Below are 19,738 nucleotides of genomic sequence, written 5' to 3' on the forward strand. Positions count from 1 at the left end.
ATGTAAGATGGAAGTATTAAAGCAAGAGATTGAGAAGTATACACAGTTTAACTCTGTTGAAGAATGGAATAAATTTTCTTCAAAGCTGACAATAAAAGAAGCCAAAAAACGAGAGGTAATATTTAGAGAAACAGATATCTGTGATAAAGTGATCTACATTTTAGATGGCATTGTTTCATCTGAATACAATAGAGATGATAAACAGGTTATTTCCAGATTTTTTCAGAAAGGAAATCTCTGTTCAAACATGATTAGTGCCTTTTCCAAAACCATTCAATCCGATAATGTGATTGCTATCACCTCAGTCAAATACATCACAATACCGTATGAGTATTTTATGGAGCTATACCTGTATTCAGACTCAATAGGAGTATTTCTGAGAAAAAAGATACTGGAACACCTCGTGGAAGCAAAAAACTTTATCAGTATAAAAACCACAGCAAACACAGAAACCGAGTATGCTTTTCTTGAGGAGTATTATCCTGAGATCATTAGAAAAACACCTTCAAAATATATTGCTGCTTTTATCGGGATCACACCAGAAGCTTTAAGCCGATTTTTAAAACAGCGACACAGTTCTTAACCCACATCAATATTTTTGACCTCTTCTGACAATACTTTTGTATAGAACATTAAAGCACAAAAGATTATGGGAAAGTTAGTGATGCCAAAAGAACGTAAATACGGATGGGAGTTAAAGCCAACTTCATCCGTACATTGGGGACAGGTGAAAAATAAATCGGGGCAATTATGTGTCGTACTGGAGCATTCTTTATTAAGAGGTGTAACTTCAGAAATGATTGTATGGTGGTTCAAAAACTTCGCAAACCTTCGTGTTACCCTAGACGATATTGAAGGTTATGAAAACATCAAAGTTCCTGCCTATCTGTTGTGGCATCCATCAGATCATATTAATGCGAGCTTTAAAGGAAAGTTGGGAGAAAACAATACGGCAAGAGCTGGAGGGAAAATCCAGATTAAAGAAGCGATGCAATTCAATAAATACGGTCTGAAATATCCTGTAGAAAACGAACTGAACATTTTTTATTGTGAAAAAGATGGTTGGGGAATGGGAAAACAAATCCCATTTCTAGGTACAATGATATTTCTCCGCATCTCATTTAAAGATGTATATGAAAATGGAGAAATTATAGGCGTCCACTATCATTATGAGGTTGTAGCTGGCACACACAAGCAAAATTTTATAGCTAAGGCAATCACTAAAAAGATTGTAGGACAATATACTTCCGAATTTTGGGAGGCATGGATTACACACAATACAATAGAAGTAGGTGTTTTTGAAAACTTTCTTCCTGCACTTTATAGTCAGCGTCATGATCTTTCCAATTTACATTATGCCAAGAGCATGAACCCAATCACAAAAGAAATGTCTGCTGAAATCCAAACGGGTTTTGATTTCAAGTTATTGGAAGATCGATTAAAAGGTTATGAAGAAAGTGAAAATGCATTTAGCTATCAGAAAGGTTTAGAAAAAAGCTTTTTATAATATGTTTAGGTCAATTCAGTAATGAGTTGACCTTATTTTTTGACTATTGTATATTGCTTTTTCTATACCAACCAATTCACATAAAACGATCATTGTTTTGATCTCTACACAATCATTTATACACGAAGAAGTACAAGGGTTCAAATTTGGATATGCCCCGTTTGGGAAACCCAGTTTATTTGTACATACCTATTTCATAGACGGACTTCTGATTGACACAGGACAGCGCAAACTACACAAGCAAATCATAGCTTCCACTAAAGATTTACCAGTTGAAAAAATATTTATTACACATCATCACGAAGATCATACAGGAAATATTCCTTCACTTCAAAAATTACATCAGTGCCCTGTCTACTCCTCAGAGAAAACTTCTGAGCTAATGAAAAACCCTCCAAGACTGAGCTTCATTCAAAAAGTGATGTATAGTCAAAGAGAAGCTTATCACGACTTAATTCCTATAAAAGATAAAGTCAGTACCAATAATTTTGAATTCGAGATTATTCCAATCCCTGGTCATGCTTCTGATATGGTAGCACTTTATGAGCCAAACAGGAAGTGGCTTTTTTCAGCCGACTTGTACATCAATTCATACATTGGATATTTCCTTTCTAATGAAAGCATCTCTGATCAGATTGAATCTACCCAAAGGATTTTAAAACTAGATTTTGATACTCTATTCTGTGCCCACAATCCACAACTTCAGAACGGAAAAATTCAGCTCGAGAAAAAACTCCGATTCATGGAAAATTTCTTTGATGATGTAGCAAAACTTCACACGAAAGGATTCTCAGAAAATGAAATTTTTAAAACACTCAACTTGAAAGAGAATCATCTTGTAAAAATACTCTCTAATGAAAATCTGTCTAAAATGAATATGGTTAGGTCTGTTATTCGTGACATTAAACGGAAAAATAAGCACGCCATAAATTCTTAGAAAAAGACTATTTATCTTTAGCTTTTTAAACTCAAAACTTAATTTTAGCTAATTCAAATAATGCCATTACCAATGGCTAAAACTTTCTACAACTTTAGAACACCACCCTCTATTTAATTGAAGTTCAGATGCTTTTAATTTTTCAGACTTACTTCGGATAAAACTCCTTTCACTTTAAAAAGAATAAGTGATTCATTAGATTAGATTTAATTTTTTCCTATGTGGAAATTCAATACCTCATATACTTTTACCTAACTCAAAACTAAAAATGATGAGAAAATTTCATCTACTCCTCTTACTACTTTTGCAAAATTATTGTTGGGCTCAAGATTCTATTGAAACAAAAGAAGATTTCTCTAAACGAATATTTGAAGCTATTGTAGCTCAAAACGAAGAAGTACTAAAAAGCTGCTACATTATTGAGACTGAAATTGTACAAATATTTGAGCTACATCTGCCCGAAGAATTAAAAGAAAGCGCCAAGCAACGAGGAGCTGCTCAAGCTCAAAAGCTAGAGCGATGGATTCCTATGGATTTTCAGGAGCTTAAAAAAGAAACTGAAGCTGAAAAGATCAATTGGAAAAAGGCTAAATTCATCTCATTTGATGCTCAAAATGTAGAAGGAGCGCCTTTTGAAGCGTATAACATCCATATCTTAATGAATCATGAAGGTACTGATTACCAAATCAATTTATCCGATTGTTGGCTAGTTGGCAATAAATGGAAAATCACCAAGAGTATATGGATGCAGAAGGTTTAGATTTTATTTACCCTATTTAAAAAAAGCTATACGAACTCTCCCGAAGATCGTATAGCTTTTTTTATTACAACTACCTTCTTCTTTCCCCTAAAACATTCATACAGAAACGACATATTCACAAGCCCTGTTTACTTCAATAAAAAAATATGAGCAAACAAATTTTCACCGTAGTCGCACTGACTGCAAAAGAAGGCAAACTAGAAGAACTAAAGGAAGTGGTTTCTAAATTGGCTGAAGAAACACGTAAGGAAGCAGGAGTCATAGAATATCTGGTCATAGAAAACGCCCTAAAACCCAATACCGTATTTTCGATTGAAAAATGGGAAAATGAAAAAGAAGAAGAAAAGCATTGGGAAACGCCTCATCTCAAAAGTGCACTAGAGAAACTTGATGATATTTTAGCTTCGGAAGCTGTCATTCACAAAGGATTTTCATTCTAACTAAAAAACTAAACTATGAGTAAGACGATATTAATTACTGGTGCTGGTTCTGGACTAGGAAAGGGTACAGCTATCGGACTTGCCCAAAAGGGACATAAAGTAATTGCTACAGTAGAAAATTGGCCTCAAGTATCATTATTAAAAAATGCTGCAAAAGAGGCCGGTGTCGATTTGATTATTGAAAAATTGGAATATACCAACGAAAGTGATCACGAAACCATCTTACGAAAATATGGTATCGATATTGATATTTTTGTAGCTAATGCTGCCACTGGAGAAACAGGCCCTGCCGCTGAAATTCCTTTAGAAAGATTTCGTCATGTTTTTGAGATCAACGTGTTTAGGACTTTAGAATTATCTCAGAAGTTTGCAGCCATTTTTGCAAAAAGAAGAAATGGAAAAATCATTGTAGTTTCATCTACAGCTGGACTCCGAACTTACCCTTTCCTAGCTCCTTATGTGGCTTCAAAACATGCTGTAGAAGCTATTTTCCAATTAATGCAACTAGAACTTGAGCCACTAGGTGTACAAGTTGCGACAATCAACCCTGGACCATTCAACACAGGTTTTAATGATCGCATGTATGACACTGTTGACCAATGGTTCCAAGCGGGGAAGAATTTCACACCTGAACAGCCTCTAAGAGAAATGCAAGCCATGTTTGCCAAAGAAGGATTTCAGTACGATCCACAAGGCATGGTAGACGTAATGGTTGATGTAATTTTAAAAGATACCCACAAATTTCGTAATGTATTCCCCGAAGAGTTTGGTGATGATGTGAAAAAGTATCAAGAAGATCTTTGGAACTTAGAAGTATCACCGAAAAAGAAAAAGTAATAAAGAATCAGAACTCACCAAGAGAGGAGCTTATGTTTCTCTCTTTTTTATTTCATTAACCCCAAAACAAAAGTTAAAAGACAAAGCTATAAGCGTGAAAGAAGAATAAGCTCCTTATTTTACCTACTTAAATAAATAACTTTTAAAGTTTTACGATCTGTAAACCCCTTTAAAAGATTCTTTTAAACTATAAACTACAAACAAAATGAAACCATTTTTTTTAATTCTTTGCTCTCTTTGCTTTGTTCAGTTAGCTTATGCTCAAGACTCACAAGCCTATTCTGACCTTCGATCCAAAGTAGACTCTATCATCCAATTTGAAATAGAATATAAAGTAGATTCCACAACGAATAAAATGGCTGATATGAGTAAAGCCTCTCGTTCAACTAATGGAATCACATGCTTTTCTACTACACCTCAAAATCCGATGACCTTATTAGTATTAGATGGTGAAATCATCGCACCAGAGCAATTAAGTACTCTAACGTTGAATGAGGTTGAAGTAACTAAAGTATTTAAAAAAGACGATTCGACAGCTATGGCTCTTTATGGCACAAGGGCTAAAAATGGTATTATATTACTAAAATCAAAAGGCTAAACTCGGACATAAAATAAAAGGTCAACTCAAGTGAAATGAGTTGACCTTTCTATTTACAAAACCTAGAAGGTTATATCTAGATACTATAAAGTTGCATTACTCCAATTGGCTTTTGCTCTTCAACTACAATCAATGAAGTAATTTTATATTTCATCATCAGTTCTTCTGCATCTACAAGCATTGCATCTGAAACAATAGTTTTAGGTGAAGCAGTCATAATTTCATTCACAGAAGTGTTCGACAAGGCACTGTGTTTTTGCCATGCTCTTCGAAGGTCTCCATCGGTTACAATTCCACTTATTTTACCTTCATCATCTATCACTATTGCCATCCCTAGTTTCCCTTCAGTCATCGTTAGGATTAGGTCTTCCATTAAGGTTTCAGCCGTAACAATAGGCAACTTCTCTGAACGCATAACATCTTTCACTTTCGTCAAAAGTTTACGTCCGAGACTTCCACCAGGATGGAACATTGCAAAGTTTTCTGGTTTGAAATCTCTCGCTTCCATCAATGCTACTGCTAGAGCATCTCCCATTGCAAGTGTTGCTGTTGTTGAAGAAGTTGGAGCTAACTCCAAAGGACAAGCTTCTTTATCTACACTAATATTTAAGAAAAAGTCAGAGTTCTTCACTAATGTAGAATCTGCTTTTCCACAAATAGAAATAAACTTGTTTCCATTTCTCTTCACAGCAGGAATCAATTGTATCAATTCCTCCGTTTCTCCCGAATTAGAAATACCGATAAAAATATCTTCCGAAGTGATCATTCCAAGGTCTCCATGAAAAGCTTCAGCAGGGTGCAAGAAGAAACTTGGCGTTCCTGTACTTGCTAGCGTGGCTGCGATTTTCTTTCCGATATGTCCAGATTTCCCCATTCCACAAACAATCACTTTTCCTTTACAAGCTAATATACTCTCTGTTGCATTGGCAAAATCATCTGTTAGTTTATCAGCCAGTTTCAATACTTCGTCTGCTTCTATTTTAAATACCCTTTTTGCAGCTTCTAGGGCGTTAGTTTTATTGTTTGTGTTCATGTCTTCAAATGTTATACACAGCGTATAAAGTAATCATATACAAAAGCGAATACGATTTCTCAAAAATCATATTCGCCATGGTGTCATTTCTAGATATTTGCTTTAAAAAGTTTGATGGCAATTGCCAAAAGGATAATCCCGAATACTTTTCTTAAAATGTTTGCTCCTCCCGTTCCTAATTTTCTAGCTATCCAATCAGAGGATTTAAGAACTAGGTAAACAAACAATAAATTAAGAATGATACCGACTAATATATTTGCTTGATCATATTCTGCTTTTAACGAAATAATAGTAGTCATTGTACCAGCTCCTGCTATCAGCGGAAATGCCAAAGGTACAATCGAACCACTTGAATTACTTGGATCGTCTTTGAAAAGCGTAATTCCCAAAATCATTTCAATTCCTAAAAAGAATAAGATCAATGAACCTGCAATTGCAAAGGATTCTACATCAAGACCAAAAAGTTTCAAGATATACGTTCCTAAAAATAAGAACGCAATCATAATGATCCCTGCGATAAAAGTCGCTTTCATAGATTCAATCTTCCCTTCTTTCTTTTTCAAGTCGATAATAATCGGAATAGAACCGACAATATCAATAACAGAAAAAAGGATAATTGTTACAGAAAAGATTTCTTTAAATGCTAATCCGAACATTTCAAAATTTGAGGTTTAAGGTGTAAAAATATTGTTAGAAAGTTTATTAGAAAAAGAAGTCCATGACTCAACTTAACTACTTAAAATTGAGTTGCTTTTTTAGTATATGATACCTTTTGACTTCCGATTGCTGCAAAAGAAAGAAAGTACTTTATAAAATACAATTAATTTACAAATGACTTGAGCCTAATCGGTAAGTGATCCTTTCATTTACTAGCTGACAGAGTCTGAGAGGAGGCATAGTTCTCCAGTTTTCAATGTTTAGAGAGCCTCCAAAATTTATATAATTATCAATATTGAAGTGTTCCATTTCTTCTATTACAAAATCCCTAAAATTGAGCGCAGCTATCCAACCATCTTCAACATCATCAAACCACTCTTCGTAGTAGCAGTCATCTGAACCATGAAAATTGAATATATTTTCACCAATAAGTATGAATTTTGTGATTTCGTACGGAAGTAATCTATCAACAATTTCCCTTTTGAGGTACATGATGTCATTGTGGAGTGTATCATTCCATTCTCCAAAAAGTTCAATAACAACCACACCTTGCTGATAGTTAGTATACAGGATTTTGATATAGAGCGTTTCAGAACCTATAAAATCCCAAAGAGGATGTATGTAATAACCGTATATGGTATTTGTATAGTAATCTGTTTCGTATTCTTTGAGATAAAATGGTGAATGAGGGTCTGAGTTAGAATTGTAATGTTTCATCCACCCATAAAACGGTTCTAATTCCTGCATAGTAGTGAAATGGAAAAGATGCCGCAACATTTCTGCTGCGGCTATATTTCTTTACTTAATTTCGAAACCTACTTGTTTCAAATGATCCCAGAAGATTGGATAAGACTTTTGAACAACATCAGGCTCTTCAATCTCAACAGAATGAAGTAATGCCAAAGGTGCAAAAGCCATAGCCATACGGTGATCTTCGTAGGTATCAACACGAGCACCATCCAGTTGGATAGTACCAGATTTTACGACAATTTCATCGTCCCCGAATACCTCTACTGCAATGCCCATTTTCTGAAGTTCTGTCTCAATTGCAGCAATTCTATCCGTCTCTTTAATACGGAGTGATTTTAGCCCTCGAAGACGACCTTCAATACCTAATGCAGCACATACCACAGCAATTGTTTGTGCCAAATCTGGACAATGTGTAAAGTCATAATCAAAGCTTTCTTTCGCCTCAATTTTCTGAAGAACAACCCCTTCATTATCGAAAGTCGAAGAAACCCCTAATTGTTCCATAATTTCCACAATTGCTCGATCTCCTTGCAGAGAATTGTCTCTTAGATTTAGCAACTTAATCTTAGCTTCTTTCGCCAAAGCTACAATGCTATACCAATAACTCGCTCCAGACCAATCTGATTCGATTGTATAAGCATTTTCTTGATATTCCTGTGGAGCAATGCTAATACAATTAGAGTCACTCCAATTGTAGCTGATCCCAAACATATCCATCAGTTGAAGCGTCATCTCGATATATGGTCTTGATGCGACTTCTCCTGTAAGCTGAATTTTCAAGCCTTTTGGAAGTGTTGGCGCAATCATGAGCAAAGCTGAAATATATTGGCTACTGATATCACCTTGTACACTTACTTCTTCTGATGATTGCTCAAAAGATTTAATGTGAAAAGGAGGATAGCCATCATTTTTCAGATACTCGATTTCAGCTCCAATACTACGTAAAGCATCAACTAATATCTTGATTGGACGTTCTTGCATACGTTCTGTTCCAGTCATGATTGTATCGCGATTTTTGGAAGTAGAGAATGCCGTCAAGAAACGCATAGTGGTTCCAGCATCCAACACATCCAAAGTCTGATCATCTGACTTTAGCAAACGCATCATTGTTTGAGTATCTCTAGCTGCAGAGATATTGTCTAGTGTAATTTGTTGTTGTGAAAGTGCTTGAATAATCAAAGCTCTATTACTTTCACTTTTGGAAGACGTAAGTGCAATGTTTCCCTCAACCGCTTGACTTGGGTGAGAGACTGAATAAATTTCCATAAATGTAAAGAAGTTAGGTTAAACCTTATTCTTTGATAATTTCCATTTCAAAAAGTGAAGTGATATGCCCTAAAAGCTTTTCCTCAACTTCAGGAAGAGGTATTTCTCGACCTAATTCTTCCTTCATTGAAGTCACTGCTTTATCAGAAATACCACAAGGTACTATATGACCAAAGTAAGATAAATCTGCATTTATATTGAAAGCAAAACCATGCATTGTAACCCAACGACTAGCTTTTACGCCCATCGCACAGATTTTACGAGGTCTTTTTTGTTCAATATGATCAATCCAAACTCCAGTTAATCCATCAATTCGACCAGCTTCAATTCCATAGTCTGCTAATGTCATAATGATAGCTTCCTCTAGAAGTCTGAGATATTTATGTATATCAGTAAAAAAATTATCAAGATCTAATATTGGATAGCCTACAATTTGTCCAGGACCATGATATGTAATATCTCCTCCTCTATTAATTTTAAAGAACTCCACTTCATTTGCTTCAAGCCCTGTTTGGTTAAGCAAAAGGTGGCTTTCTTTTCCACTCTTCCCTAAAGTATAGACATGTGGATGCTCACAGAAAAGGATATAATTCTTTGTTGGAGTAGGCTCTCCTCCTTCTTTTTCTGCTTTTCTATTATTGAGTTTTTGTTGAACCGTTGCGTCAAAGAGTTCTGTTTGGTAGTCCCAAGCCTCTTGATAACGCATTTTCCCTAAGTGTCTAAAGATTGTTTGCTTGTTCATCATGCTGTCTTCTGCGGTTCTTAAATCTATAATTTGACAATCAATATAAAACGAGTAATAATACCGATTGTTCATGTTGAAAAAAACCTCTACTTGTGTGGTAGAGGTTTTTCATATAAATAGATTATTTATTCTTTATCAAAGGTACAAATTGCATGATGATTTGCCAATCTCTAGCCATATTAAGCATAGCATTAGCAACCATTTCACTTACATAACTCTGTTTTTCTTGTGCTAGCCAAACTTTATAGAGATAATCAACCCGTTTCTCTGGAGAAATAGAAGGCATAAAATCATTTAGGTAATCTGTAGCTCTTTCAAAGCAAGTGAGATAATCATCGGATATAAACGTCTCAACCCATTCCAATTCAGATTGAGCATCTAGTTGAGATGCAGTTTCCAATAATACTTTATTATCATCATTATCTGCACCATGAAAATGTAAAATAACAGCCTTGAGTAAAAGGAATGCTTTTTTTTCCGAGTTATCCATTTGTGATTGTTTGTACTCTAATGTAAAGATAACAAATCACTTTACAAAAGTTCAATACAATCCTTATCTAATTGTTTTCTAATATTAGTCTAAATAACTAGATATGTATAACATAAGTATATAAAAAAAGGCTACCAAAACGAGGTAGCCTAATATGTGGATTAATAAACAAGTTTTCCTTTAAAATATTCTAAGGTGATTTTGAGACCTTCTTTTCTATCAACTTTAGGTTCCCAATCTAAAATTGCCTTTGCTTTTGAGATATCAGGTCGCCTTTGTTTAGGATCATCTTTTGGCAGAGGATTATACGTAATTTCACTTCCCGAACCAGTCAATTCAACTACTTCTTCAGCAAATTCTCTGATCGTTATCTCAGATGGATTCCCAATATTTACTGGCAAATGATAATCACTAAACAGTAATCGATAAATACCATCTACTAAATCATCTACATAACAGAATGATCTTGTCTGACTTCCATCGCCAAAGACAGTAATATTATCTCCTTTCAGTGCTTGACTCATGAAAGCTGGTAACGCTCGACCATCATCTAGTCGCATTCTTGGTCCATAGGTATTAAAAATTCTTACAATACGAGTTTCTACGCCATGAAATTCATGATATGCCATAGTCATCGCCTCTTGGAAACGTTTTGCCTCATCATATACACCTCTCGGACCAATAGGATTTACATGCCCCCAATAGTCTTCTTTCTGAGGATGTACTTCAGGGTCTCCATATACTTCAGAGGTAGATGCTATTAAGAACCTTGCTCCTTTATCCTTTGCTAAGCCTAATAAATTATGACAACCTAAAGAACCTACCTTAAGGGTTTGAATAGGCATTTTCAAGTAATCAATTGGACTCGCAGGAGAAGCAAAATGTAATATATAATCCAACTCTCCTGGTACGTGAACAAACTTGGTTACATCATGATAATAGAATTCAAAATTCTCAAGAGGAAAAAGATGCTCTATATTATCTTTTGAACCAGTCAGAAGGTTATCCATTCCAATAACATGATATCCTTCTTTTATAAACCTATCGCATAGGTGCGAACCGAGAAAACCAGCTGCTCCTGTTATTAATACTCTTTTCATCTAGACTCTAATTAACATGGTTTTTTCTAAGCTCAACAGTATTTCTTCCTATACTATTATAATAGAAGCCTTTATCAATCATCAACTCAGTATCATAAAGATTTCTACCATCAAAGATCACTTTCTCTTTCATCAATTCTCCCATAAATGAGAAATCTGGAGTTCTGAAAATGCTCCATTCTGTAACTATAGCTAGTGCATCAGCTTCTTTAAGCGCATCATATCGATGCTCTACAAAATTCACTCGATCTTCGAATATCTTTTTCATATTCTCAGATGCCTCGGGGTCATAAGCAGTCACTTTTGCACCAGCTCTCAAAAGATTTTCGATTGTATAAATAGCAGGGGCTTCCCTGATATCATCTGTGTTTGGTTTGAAAGCTAACCCCCAAACAGCAATATGCTTACCATTTAAATCATTATTGAAATACTTCAATATCTTCTCTGATAGTACATGCTTTTGTTTGTTATTCACTTCCATAACAGACTTCAATACCTTAAAGTCGTACTTATTATCAACAGAAGTTTTATGAAGTGCTTGAACATCTTTCGGGAAACAGCTCCCTCCATAACCAACACCTGGGAATAAGAATCTTCTTCCGATTCTATTATCACTCCCCATACCTTTTCTTACTTCATCAACATTTGCACCTACTGTCTCGCAAAGGTTTGCGATCTCATTCATAAATGTAATACGAGTTGCTAGGTATGAATTCGCTGCATACTTGGTCATTTCAGCTGATCTTTCATCCATAAAGTAGATTGGATTCCCCTGTCTCACAAATGGTTCATACAATCTGTGCATTACATCTTGTGCTCTTGCAGATGAAGTTCCAACTACAACACGGTCTGGCTTCAAAAAGTCATCAACAGCTACTCCTTCTCTTAGGAACTCAGGGTTAGAGACAACATCGAAATCTACTTTAGCATTCTTTTTGATTGCTGCTGCTACTTTTTCAGCAGTTCCTACAGGTACTGTACTTTTGTCCACAATTACTTTATAGGAAGTAATCATTTGTCCCAATTGTTCTGCCACACCTAAAACATAGGACAAGTCTGCAGATCCATCTTCACCAGGAGGTGTTGGTAAAGCCAAAAAGATGATCTCAACATCTTTTACAGCTTCCTCTAAATCTGTTGTGAAGAAAAGTCTTTGTTCTTTAGTATTTCTTTGAAATAGGTTTTCTAAACCAGGCTCATAGATCGTTAATTCTCCAGCATTTAGTTTTGCTACTTTCTGGGCATCATTGTCTACACAAATTACGTGATTACCTGTTTCAGCAAAACAAGTACCTGAAACAAGTCCAACATAACCAGTACCAATAACTGCAATCTTCATGACGGTGATTTTTTTGATTAGGGAAATAACAGGTCATGAATGTAGTAGTTTCTTAGATAAGAAAAACGCTGACATCACTGATTTACAAGTATCTGAAAATAGAATCTTCTGATATTTATAAAGTATTTTTAGAGATCTCTATTCTTAGCCAATTATCAAAACTCTACAGAATTAGATCTACTTCTCCTAAACCCTCTCTGATTATTTCTGGAGATTCACCTAAACAGTCTACGACTGTTGTACCTTGGTTTTGACCATATCCGCCATCGATAATTAAATCTACTCTCTTTCCAAATTCTTCATATATCAACTCTGGGTCAGTAGGATACTCAAGAATACTATCATTGCTCTTTAGTGAAGATGAAATGATAGGATTACCTAAAACTCTTACAATCTCTCTAGGAATATTATTATCTGGCACACGAATACCTACTTGCTTTTTCTTACCATCTACAATTTTAGGAACTCGATTACTAGCTTCAAAAATAAAAGTATAAGGACCTGGCAATGCCTTTTTCATACTTTTAAAAATTGGGTTAGGTACTCGCTTCACATAAGTTGTGATATCTGATAAGTCATAACAGATAAAAGATAAGTTTAATTTATTAGGTTTAATTCCTTTAAATTGACATAGCCTTTTTATTGCGGATTGATTATAAAGATCACAGCCAATTCCATATACTGAATCGGTTGGATAAATAATTAAACCACCTTTTTGTAATATTCTACACGCTTCTTCAATTAATCTCTCTTGTGGATTATCTGGATTGATACTTAAAAACTCGGCACTCATCTTTACTTGATTATCTGTTTACATTCAAATATAATAATGTCTGTATTTAAGATTAGGAATAAAAAGAAAAGGTTTCCCAATTTGATGGGAAACCTTTTTCGTTCTATATCTTAATTGGATAGTTTACTTTAGGATTGCTTCTCCCTCGTAAATCTCACCAAGCTTCTCTATTGTATAGTCAATTTCTTCTTTTGTTGTGTGCTTACAAAAAGAGAATCTAACGTTACCTCTTTCCGGATCTGATCTTAGAGCCGATAGCACATGAGATCCAATTTGTGCTCCACTCGAGCAAGCACTACCTCCAGATGCTGCTATTCCATTTAAGTCTAGCATAAAAAGTAGCATTCCATTATTTGTAGATGGAGGAAAACTTACGCTAAGCACTGTGTACAGACTATTATCTACATCTTCAGACATTCCATTAAATTGAACCCCTTCAAATGTTTCTCTAAGTCTTTGAATAAAGTAGCTTTTTACATCTTTGATATACTCCATATCATTCTCAATACCATCAGTCGCTATTTGAAGCGCTTTTGCCATTGCTGAAATACTATGAAGGTTTTCTGTTCCACTTCTTAATTCTTTTTCTTGTCCCCCTCCTGTTATTTCAGGTGACAATTCTGTTCCCTTTTTAAGGTAAAGAAAACCAATTCCTTTTGGTCCATGAAATTTATGAGCAGAACCTACTAAAGCATGCATCTTTCCTTTTTTAACATCCAATGGAAGGTGTCCCATTGTCTGTACCGTATCTGTATGGAAAAAAGCGTCGTATTCTTCACATAGACTTCCTACACGTTCTAAGTCTGTTAAGTTGGCTACTTCATTATTTCCATGCATCAAAGAAACTAAAGTATTTTCATGCGTTTTGAGTAGTTCTTCAAGATGCTCATAGTCCACATTTCCTCTTTCATCGGTGTGAACATATAAAGCTTTTACTCTTCCCTCTTTTTCGAGTTCTTCAATCGTATGACCAACAGCGTGATGCTCTAGTCGGCTACTGATTACATACTCTAATTTGTTTGCTTTAATTAATCCTCTAATTGCCAAATTATCAGCCTCTGTACCACTTCCTGTAAAAATAATTTCAGAAGTTGAAGCATTAATCATTTTCGCAATTTGTTGACGTGCTGTTTCTATTAAGCCGCGGGCATCTCTACCAAATGAATGTGTTGCGTTAGGATTACCATTTGTGTTCTCCATCTGGATTACCATTTCCGCTAAAACCTCTTTGTCTAAAAAAGTTGAGGCGGCATTGTCAAGGTAAACTTTTCTCATAATTGTGTAAAATTTGCTAGTTGTAAATGAATCCCCTACAGCTATAACACAAAAGGACAATTTTCTCATATAAATACATGAAAATTGCCCTTTAACATATCATAATAAAAAGGGATTAGTCCTCAGAAGCACGGAAAGTAATGATTTCCTTAATATCAGAGATGATCTTTTGAGCTAAATGATCAGCCACTGAAGGTGTTTCTGCTTCAGAGTAAATACGAATAATTGGTTCTGTATTCGATTTTCTGAGGTGGACCCAAGTATTATCAAATTCGATCTTTACTCCATCAAGAGTATTGATTGGTTGATTGGCATATTTTTTCTGAATTTCCTCTAGAATTTTGTCAACATCAATTTCTGGAGTCAATTCAATTTTATTCTTTGAAATATGGTATTCAGGATAAGACATACGAAGCATTTTCGTAGTACCATTGAAAGATGCTAATTTTGATAAGAACAAAGCAATTCCAACCAACGCATCTCTTCCATAGTGTAATTCAGGTAAAATTACACCGCCATTTCCTTCTCCACCAATAATCGCATTTGTCTCTTTCATCATTGAGACTACGTTTACCTCTCCTACTGCTGATGCCGTATAAGTCTGTCCAGCTTTTTCTGTAACATCCCTCAATGCTCTCGTTGAAGACATGTTAGAAACTGTATTACCAGGAGTCTTACCCAATACATAGTCAGCTACAGCAACTAAGGTATATTCCTCTCCAAATGGAGTACCATCCTCACAAATTAATGCTAGACGATCTACATCAGGGTCTACGACTATACCTAAGTCAAAATTACCTGCCTCTAACTTACCGCAAATTTCAGTAAGATTCTCAGTGAGTGGTTCAGGGTTATGAGGGAATTTTCCATCAGGCACACAGAATAATTCCTCAATTACTTCAACACCAAGTGCTCTCAATAATTTTGGTACAGCTATACCACCAGTTGAATTTACACAATCAATGACTACCTTAAAGTTCTTAGCTCTAATTGCTTCAACATCAACCAAAGGCAGAGCTGTAATCATATCTATATGCTTATCAATATAAGTATCATCTCTTGTGATTAGCCCTATATTTTTTGCCTCTACATAATCAAAATCCTCTTCTTCCGCATATTTAAGGATCTTCAAGCTGTTATCTGCAGAAACAAATTCACCTTTCTCATTAAGTAATTTTAAGGCATTCCAGTTACCTGGATTATGACTAGCGGTGATAATAATACCTCCTGCAGCTTTTTCTTCCGTAACAGCAACTTCAACGGTTGGTGTTGTAGAAAGTCCTAAGTCTAATACATCCAATCCCATCCCGATAAGGGTTGAGTTGACCAAATTAGCTACCATTGAACCTGATACTCGTGCATCACGTCCAACTACAACTTTCTTGTTATCAGAAGACTCTAATACCCATTTAGCATAAGCACTAGCAAATTTAACAACATCAATTGGTGAAAGCGTATCTCCTGCTTTTCCTCCAATAGTTCCTCTGATTCCGGAAATAGATTTTATAAGTGTCAAACTCGAAAAATTTTGATTAGACGACAAAAATATTAAAATATCACTAAAAATTCACCCGACACCTCATGTCAGTATTATTAAAAAAATTGAAAGTGAATATTTATGGGTAAATAACTGTATAGTGAGTAATCAGACCGCAATTTTCGATCATCCTGCAATGTGAATTATTTTAAATCAAAAACCAATTTTGTATACAGACTTTGTTCTATCTAAGAAATTCCAAATTGTACACTAAAAGGAAATCCCTTAAATTGCTGTCTTTGTATTTAAGAAAATCGCATTCTGAGGAATAAAAATCACTGTTAGCATGTTTTTATTTGAGCACAAGATAAGAGTCCGTTATGCGGATACAGATCAGATGGGTGTCGTTTATTATGGAAATTACGCCACCTTTTATGAAACTGGTAGAACGGAATCATTCCGTCATTTAGGGTTAAGCTATAAATCCATGGAAGAAGAAGGTATTATGCTTCCTGTTTTAGAAAATTGGAGTAAGTTCATAAAACCCGCTAAATACGATGATCTTTTAACAGTGAAAACAATGTTGAAAGAAATGCCTAACAGTCGAATTAGATTTGATTACGAAATATTCAATGAAAAAGGAGATCTCCTCAACATTGGCTACACTATCCTTGTGTTTTTAGATAGTAAATCTTTCAGACCAATGCGTATGCCTGAAAGTATAAAATCACTACTTGATCCGTACTTTCAAGAAAAAATAGAAGAATTAACCTGAAAATTTTCTTTCTGAAAATTAAGATCTTACGTATTATTCAACAAAAAATGTTGTAAAAAAGCGTAAACAGGCTTGCTAGATAAGAAAACATCGTGCATATTTGCACCGCGTTAAACGAAAGATCACACACAGAGAGTTGACAGAGTGGTCGAATGTACCGGTCTTGAAAACCGGCGTACCGCAAGGTACCGAGGGTTCGAATCCCTCACTCTCTGCAAATTTCGTTTAACGGAAAGTAGATAATACCTTAGAGAGTTGACAGAGTGGTCGAATGTACCGGTCTTGAAAACCGGCGTACCGCAAGGTACCGAGGGTTCGAATCCCTCACTCTCTGCACCTACTTTAATAATTTAGACCATAATACCTAGAGAGTTGACAGAGTGGTCGAATGTACCGGTCTTGAAAACCGGCGTACCGCAAGGTACCGAGGGTTCGAATCCCTCACTCTCTGCTTCAGAAGCCATTCAAGAAATTGAATGGCTTTTTTTATTTTATAACCTGATTAATGGAATCAAGTATTTTCTCTTCAGATTCAAATTAAAACGCCTTACCAAATTAATTCTAAAATTACCTAGTAAATACAAGGAAGACCCTGCCGTATAAGTCGGGACTGTATTCAGCTGTAAAACAGATGAACCTCCGATATACCACTTATGACTATTATACCCAAGAGCAACTCTCGCTATAGCTTTCATATGTGGAGATACATAATTTTCTTCTGTTTTCTCAGGTAAATCTAAGTATGTTCTACTCACATTCATTCCAAAACCATACACTAAGGAGAAATTTGTAAACCAATGTTCCTTGATCACAAAGGAATGCGCATAACCAAATGAAATTCCTAAATTGATAAAAACACCTTCTTCCACATTTGCCTCATCTGGCAATTCAGGGCGTACAGAAAATGGAATCAATGAAGAATCTGCATCAAAATGTACGCTATTCAGATACCCTCCTAATAAAGGTGTCCCTGTACTATGCAATTGCCATTCATTTTGTGTAAATGCGGCTCTGTAAGAATATTTCTCATGATTAAATATATAGGCCCAATCCACCCCTAATGCAGTTACTCGAAGATCAGGTCTTAAATAAGGCTCATCAGAGTCCCAATCTGGAATTAAATCGTCTGGATTATTTAAATAATACCCTTTAGTAACTTGAAAAAATAAATCTGCTACAAATTTCCTAGAGTATAGATTGAACTGAGCATCGAAAAACTGGGTATCACCAAACCTATCATTATCATTATTGATAAAAGGAAAGTTAAACGCTATGTTGAGTCCTAGCCACCGATAATCTGCCCCAATTCCAATGTTGAAAGGTTTATTGGGAAGGTAAGCGATAATTTCTGAGTCTTTGGGTAAATAGATTAAGGAATTCACTTTATAAACCCCCAGTAAACGAGTTGTGAGAGAATCTATATAACTTATATAGTATACCGAAGTATCTTTCTCTGAAAGGATAGCAGTTGTATCTTGAGCGCAGGACATAGAACACCTCAAGAAAAATAAAGTAGATATACAAAGAAAGTATCGGTACAAAGGGTTAAATGTAAAAACATAAATGTCTTTAAATATCCTAACTAACTTAACAGATATAAAAGAATTGTCTACAGAATCTTTAAATTCCTTCCTCTAATTCAATGATTTCAAAATCTTCTCCCATTCCGTAACGGATCAAGTCATTTAATTCGTAACGTTCTAAAGTATGTAAATCTTTAAGCTGAAAATTATCTTCTTCTAAAGCTTCTAAAACCTCAAAATCGAAAGTCTCACTAAAGTTTGTGAGTCTATATACTAAACCGACCCTAATTGTATTAATCGCTATACCTTTCATAATTGATTGATGATGTTAAGTAGAATTCTAAGTTTCTGTATTTCAAAACGGCACAAAAGTATACATATCATATTTACTATTAAAGTAAAATCATAACTTCGCCCTAGTTAAAACAAGTAACTTAGCTATATGATTAAAGTTTTAATAATTGATAAAATGCATGAATGTATTGTTCCAATGTTGGAAGAAGTCAATATTCATGTAGATTATTTACCTGAATTAACACCTGAGAAGGTTCATGATAAAATAAAAGACTATGAAGGCTTAATCTTACGTTCAAAGATGAAAGTAAATATTGAGTTAATGGATAAAGCTCCTCGTTTACGATTTATAGCAAGAGCAGGTGCAGGTGTTGATCAGATTGATGAAGAATACCTTAAAAGAAGAAATATAAGTCTCATAAATGCGCCAGAAGGCAATAGAGATGCAGTAGGAGAACATGCCCTAGGTATGCTACTTTGCTTGATGAATAAGTTGCATATAGCTGATCGTGAAATTAGGAGTATGCAATGGAACAGAGAAGAAAATAGAGGACGAGAGCTGCACCTTTGTACTGTAGGCATTATTGGCTACGGTAATATGGGACGAGAGTTTGCTAAGAGGTTAAAAGGATTTGGCTGTAGAGTTCTGGCTTTTGATAATGAAAAAACAGGCTATGGTGATGAATATGCTAAAGAAGTCTCTCTTGATCAACTGAGAGAAGAAGCTGATGTACTAAGCTTTCACATCCCCCTTAATCAGTTCAACCGTTACTTAGTTGATGAAGAGTATTTCAAGAAATTCAGAAAGCCTTTCTACCTCATTAACTTGGCCAGAGGTGAAGTGATTCCACTACAAATCATTAAAAAATTCATAGAATCAGGTAAGATACTTGGCGCAGGCTTAGATGTATTGGAAAATGAAAAGCTTAATACATTAACTCCTGAACAAAAAGAAGCCTTTGACTACCTTATAAAATCTGATAACGTGCTATTTTCTCCACATGTTGGAGGGTGGACTGTCGAATCTTACATCAGAATAAGTGAGGTACTAGGAAAAAAGATTAGAAGTCTTTTTATCAATTAAAAAAATTCAACAAAAAAGGTATAAAGAAGAAAGGCAACTAATCAGATTGACTAGTTGC

22 protein-coding genes and 3 tRNA genes are annotated in these 19,738 nt (G+C 35.2%); 12 read left to right on the forward strand and 13 right to left on the reverse strand.

The genetic code is table 11. The features are described 5' to 3' along the window. The first annotated feature begins 7 nt into the window (after nt 1–7). The 7 genes from BC781_RS06580 to BC781_RS06610 all read left to right on the forward strand — a co-directional run bounded on the left by BC781_RS06580 (nt 8) and on the right by BC781_RS06610 (nt 5,079). Entirely contained in the window at nt 8–583 is a 576-nt protein-coding gene (locus BC781_RS06580; RefSeq protein WP_109616407.1) for a Crp/Fnr family transcriptional regulator, read from the forward strand. A 66-nt stretch (nt 584–649) separates the two neighbouring features. Beyond that, nucleotides 650–1,507 carry a hypothetical protein gene (locus BC781_RS06585; protein WP_109616408.1) on the forward strand — a complete coding sequence of 286 codons (858 nt, stop codon included), beginning with the start codon at nt 650–652 and terminating at the stop codon, nt 1,505–1,507. Nucleotides 1,508–1,604: 97 nt separating this feature from the next. Next, nucleotides 1,605–2,444, forward strand: coding sequence for an MBL fold metallo-hydrolase (locus BC781_RS06590; RefSeq protein WP_158281415.1), 840 nt, complete (start codon nt 1,605–1,607; stop codon nt 2,442–2,444). A gap of 268 nt (nt 2,445–2,712) precedes the next feature. Beyond that, entirely contained in the window at nt 2,713–3,204 is a 492-nt protein-coding gene (locus BC781_RS06595; protein WP_146201637.1) for an SPFH domain-containing protein, read from the forward strand. 146 nt (nt 3,205–3,350) lie between these two features. Continuing rightward, nucleotides 3,351–3,644 (forward strand): putative quinol monooxygenase, encoded by a 294-nt coding sequence (locus tag BC781_RS06600; protein WP_109616411.1) that lies wholly within the window; start codon nt 3,351–3,353, stop codon nt 3,642–3,644. 15 nt (nt 3,645–3,659) lie between these two features. Next, nucleotides 3,660–4,481: an SDR family oxidoreductase gene (locus BC781_RS06605; protein WP_109616412.1), complete on the forward strand. Its 822-nt coding sequence runs from the start codon at nt 3,660–3,662 to the stop codon at nt 4,479–4,481. Between the two features lie 205 nt (nt 4,482–4,686). Further along, nucleotides 4,687–5,079: a hypothetical protein gene (locus BC781_RS06610; RefSeq protein WP_109616413.1), complete on the forward strand. Its 393-nt coding sequence runs from the start codon at nt 4,687–4,689 to the stop codon at nt 5,077–5,079. A gap of 76 nt (nt 5,080–5,155) precedes the next feature. On the opposite strand, the gene BC781_RS06615 is transcribed toward BC781_RS06610, so the two are convergent. The 11 genes from BC781_RS06615 to glmM form a co-directional block, all read right to left on the reverse strand. Then, entirely contained in the window at nt 5,156–6,112 is a 957-nt protein-coding gene (locus tag BC781_RS06615) for a KpsF/GutQ family sugar-phosphate isomerase (protein WP_109616414.1), read from the reverse strand. A gap of 89 nt (nt 6,113–6,201) precedes the next feature. Further along, complete coding sequence (locus BC781_RS06620) at nt 6,202–6,768, reverse strand: MarC family protein (RefSeq protein WP_109616415.1); 567 nt, start codon at nt 6,766–6,768, stop codon at nt 6,202–6,204. Nucleotides 6,769–6,937: 169 nt separating this feature from the next. Beyond that, entirely contained in the window at nt 6,938–7,516 is a 579-nt protein-coding gene (locus tag BC781_RS06625) for a hypothetical protein (RefSeq protein ID WP_109616416.1), read from the reverse strand. A 51-nt stretch (nt 7,517–7,567) separates the two neighbouring features. Continuing rightward, a complete protein-coding gene (gene aroA / locus BC781_RS06630; protein WP_109616417.1) occupies nt 7,568–8,785 on the reverse strand; it encodes a 3-phosphoshikimate 1-carboxyvinyltransferase in 1,218 nt (405 codons plus the stop codon). A 25-nt stretch (nt 8,786–8,810) separates the two neighbouring features. Continuing rightward, nucleotides 8,811–9,530, reverse strand: a complete 720-nt coding sequence (gene lipB / locus BC781_RS06635) for a lipoyl(octanoyl) transferase LipB (RefSeq protein WP_109616418.1) — start codon at nt 9,528–9,530, stop codon at nt 8,811–8,813. A 121-nt stretch (nt 9,531–9,651) separates the two neighbouring features. Further along, nucleotides 9,652–10,020 (reverse strand): hypothetical protein, encoded by a 369-nt coding sequence (locus tag BC781_RS06640; protein WP_109616419.1) that lies wholly within the window; start codon nt 10,018–10,020, stop codon nt 9,652–9,654. Between the two features lie 161 nt (nt 10,021–10,181). Beyond that, the gene (locus tag BC781_RS06645; RefSeq protein WP_109616420.1) at nt 10,182–11,120 is read right to left on the reverse strand and encodes a UDP-glucuronic acid decarboxylase family protein; all 939 of its coding nucleotides are present in this window, start codon (nt 11,118–11,120) and stop codon (nt 10,182–10,184) included. Between the two features lie 7 nt (nt 11,121–11,127). Beyond that, nucleotides 11,128–12,459: a UDP-glucose dehydrogenase family protein gene (locus BC781_RS06650; RefSeq protein ID WP_109616421.1), complete on the reverse strand. Its 1,332-nt coding sequence runs from the start codon at nt 12,457–12,459 to the stop codon at nt 11,128–11,130. 163 nt (nt 12,460–12,622) lie between these two features. Next, nucleotides 12,623–13,252 carry an L-threonylcarbamoyladenylate synthase gene (locus tag BC781_RS06655; RefSeq protein WP_109616422.1) on the reverse strand — a complete coding sequence of 210 codons (630 nt, stop codon included), beginning with the start codon at nt 13,250–13,252 and terminating at the stop codon, nt 12,623–12,625. 123 nt (nt 13,253–13,375) lie between these two features. Then, nucleotides 13,376–14,527 carry a cysteine desulfurase family protein gene (locus BC781_RS06660; protein ID WP_109616423.1) on the reverse strand — a complete coding sequence of 384 codons (1,152 nt, stop codon included), beginning with the start codon at nt 14,525–14,527 and terminating at the stop codon, nt 13,376–13,378. Nucleotides 14,528–14,642: 115 nt separating this feature from the next. Continuing rightward, complete coding sequence (gene glmM / locus BC781_RS06665) at nt 14,643–16,043, reverse strand: phosphoglucosamine mutase (protein ID WP_109616424.1); 1,401 nt, start codon at nt 16,041–16,043, stop codon at nt 14,643–14,645. Nucleotides 16,044–16,350: 307 nt separating this feature from the next. Between glmM and BC781_RS06670 the strand changes: the two genes are divergently transcribed. From BC781_RS06670 to BC781_RS06685, 4 genes are all read left to right on the forward strand, one after another. Further along, nucleotides 16,351–16,779 carry an acyl-CoA thioesterase gene (locus BC781_RS06670; protein ID WP_109616425.1) on the forward strand — a complete coding sequence of 143 codons (429 nt, stop codon included), beginning with the start codon at nt 16,351–16,353 and terminating at the stop codon, nt 16,777–16,779. Nucleotides 16,780–16,909: 130 nt separating this feature from the next. Further along, a tRNA-Ser gene (locus tag BC781_RS06675) sits at nt 16,910–16,994 on the forward strand. Nucleotides 16,995–17,028: 34 nt separating this feature from the next. After that, nucleotides 17,029–17,113 (forward strand) — tRNA-Ser (locus BC781_RS06680). Between the two features lie 32 nt (nt 17,114–17,145). Next, a tRNA-Ser gene (locus BC781_RS06685) sits at nt 17,146–17,230 on the forward strand. A gap of 40 nt (nt 17,231–17,270) precedes the next feature. Here the strand turns inward: BC781_RS06685 and BC781_RS06690 are convergent. Both BC781_RS06690 and BC781_RS06695 read right to left on the reverse strand, forming a co-directional pair. Continuing rightward, entirely contained in the window at nt 17,271–18,269 is a 999-nt protein-coding gene (locus BC781_RS06690; RefSeq protein WP_109616426.1) for a DUF4421 domain-containing protein, read from the reverse strand. A gap of 130 nt (nt 18,270–18,399) precedes the next feature. Beyond that, the gene (locus BC781_RS06695; protein ID WP_109616427.1) at nt 18,400–18,615 is read right to left on the reverse strand and encodes a hypothetical protein; all 216 of its coding nucleotides are present in this window, start codon (nt 18,613–18,615) and stop codon (nt 18,400–18,402) included. A gap of 129 nt (nt 18,616–18,744) precedes the next feature. Between BC781_RS06695 and BC781_RS06700 the strand changes: the two genes are divergently transcribed. Next, nucleotides 18,745–19,680 (forward strand): NAD(P)-dependent oxidoreductase, encoded by a 936-nt coding sequence (locus BC781_RS06700; RefSeq protein WP_109616428.1) that lies wholly within the window; start codon nt 18,745–18,747, stop codon nt 19,678–19,680. Nucleotides 19,681–19,738: the final 58 nt, after the last annotated feature.

It is taken from the genome of Sediminitomix flava (genome assembly GCF_003149185.1).
In the GTDB taxonomy this organism is placed as follows: Bacteria; Bacteroidota; Bacteroidia; order Cytophagales; family Flammeovirgaceae; genus Sediminitomix; species Sediminitomix flava.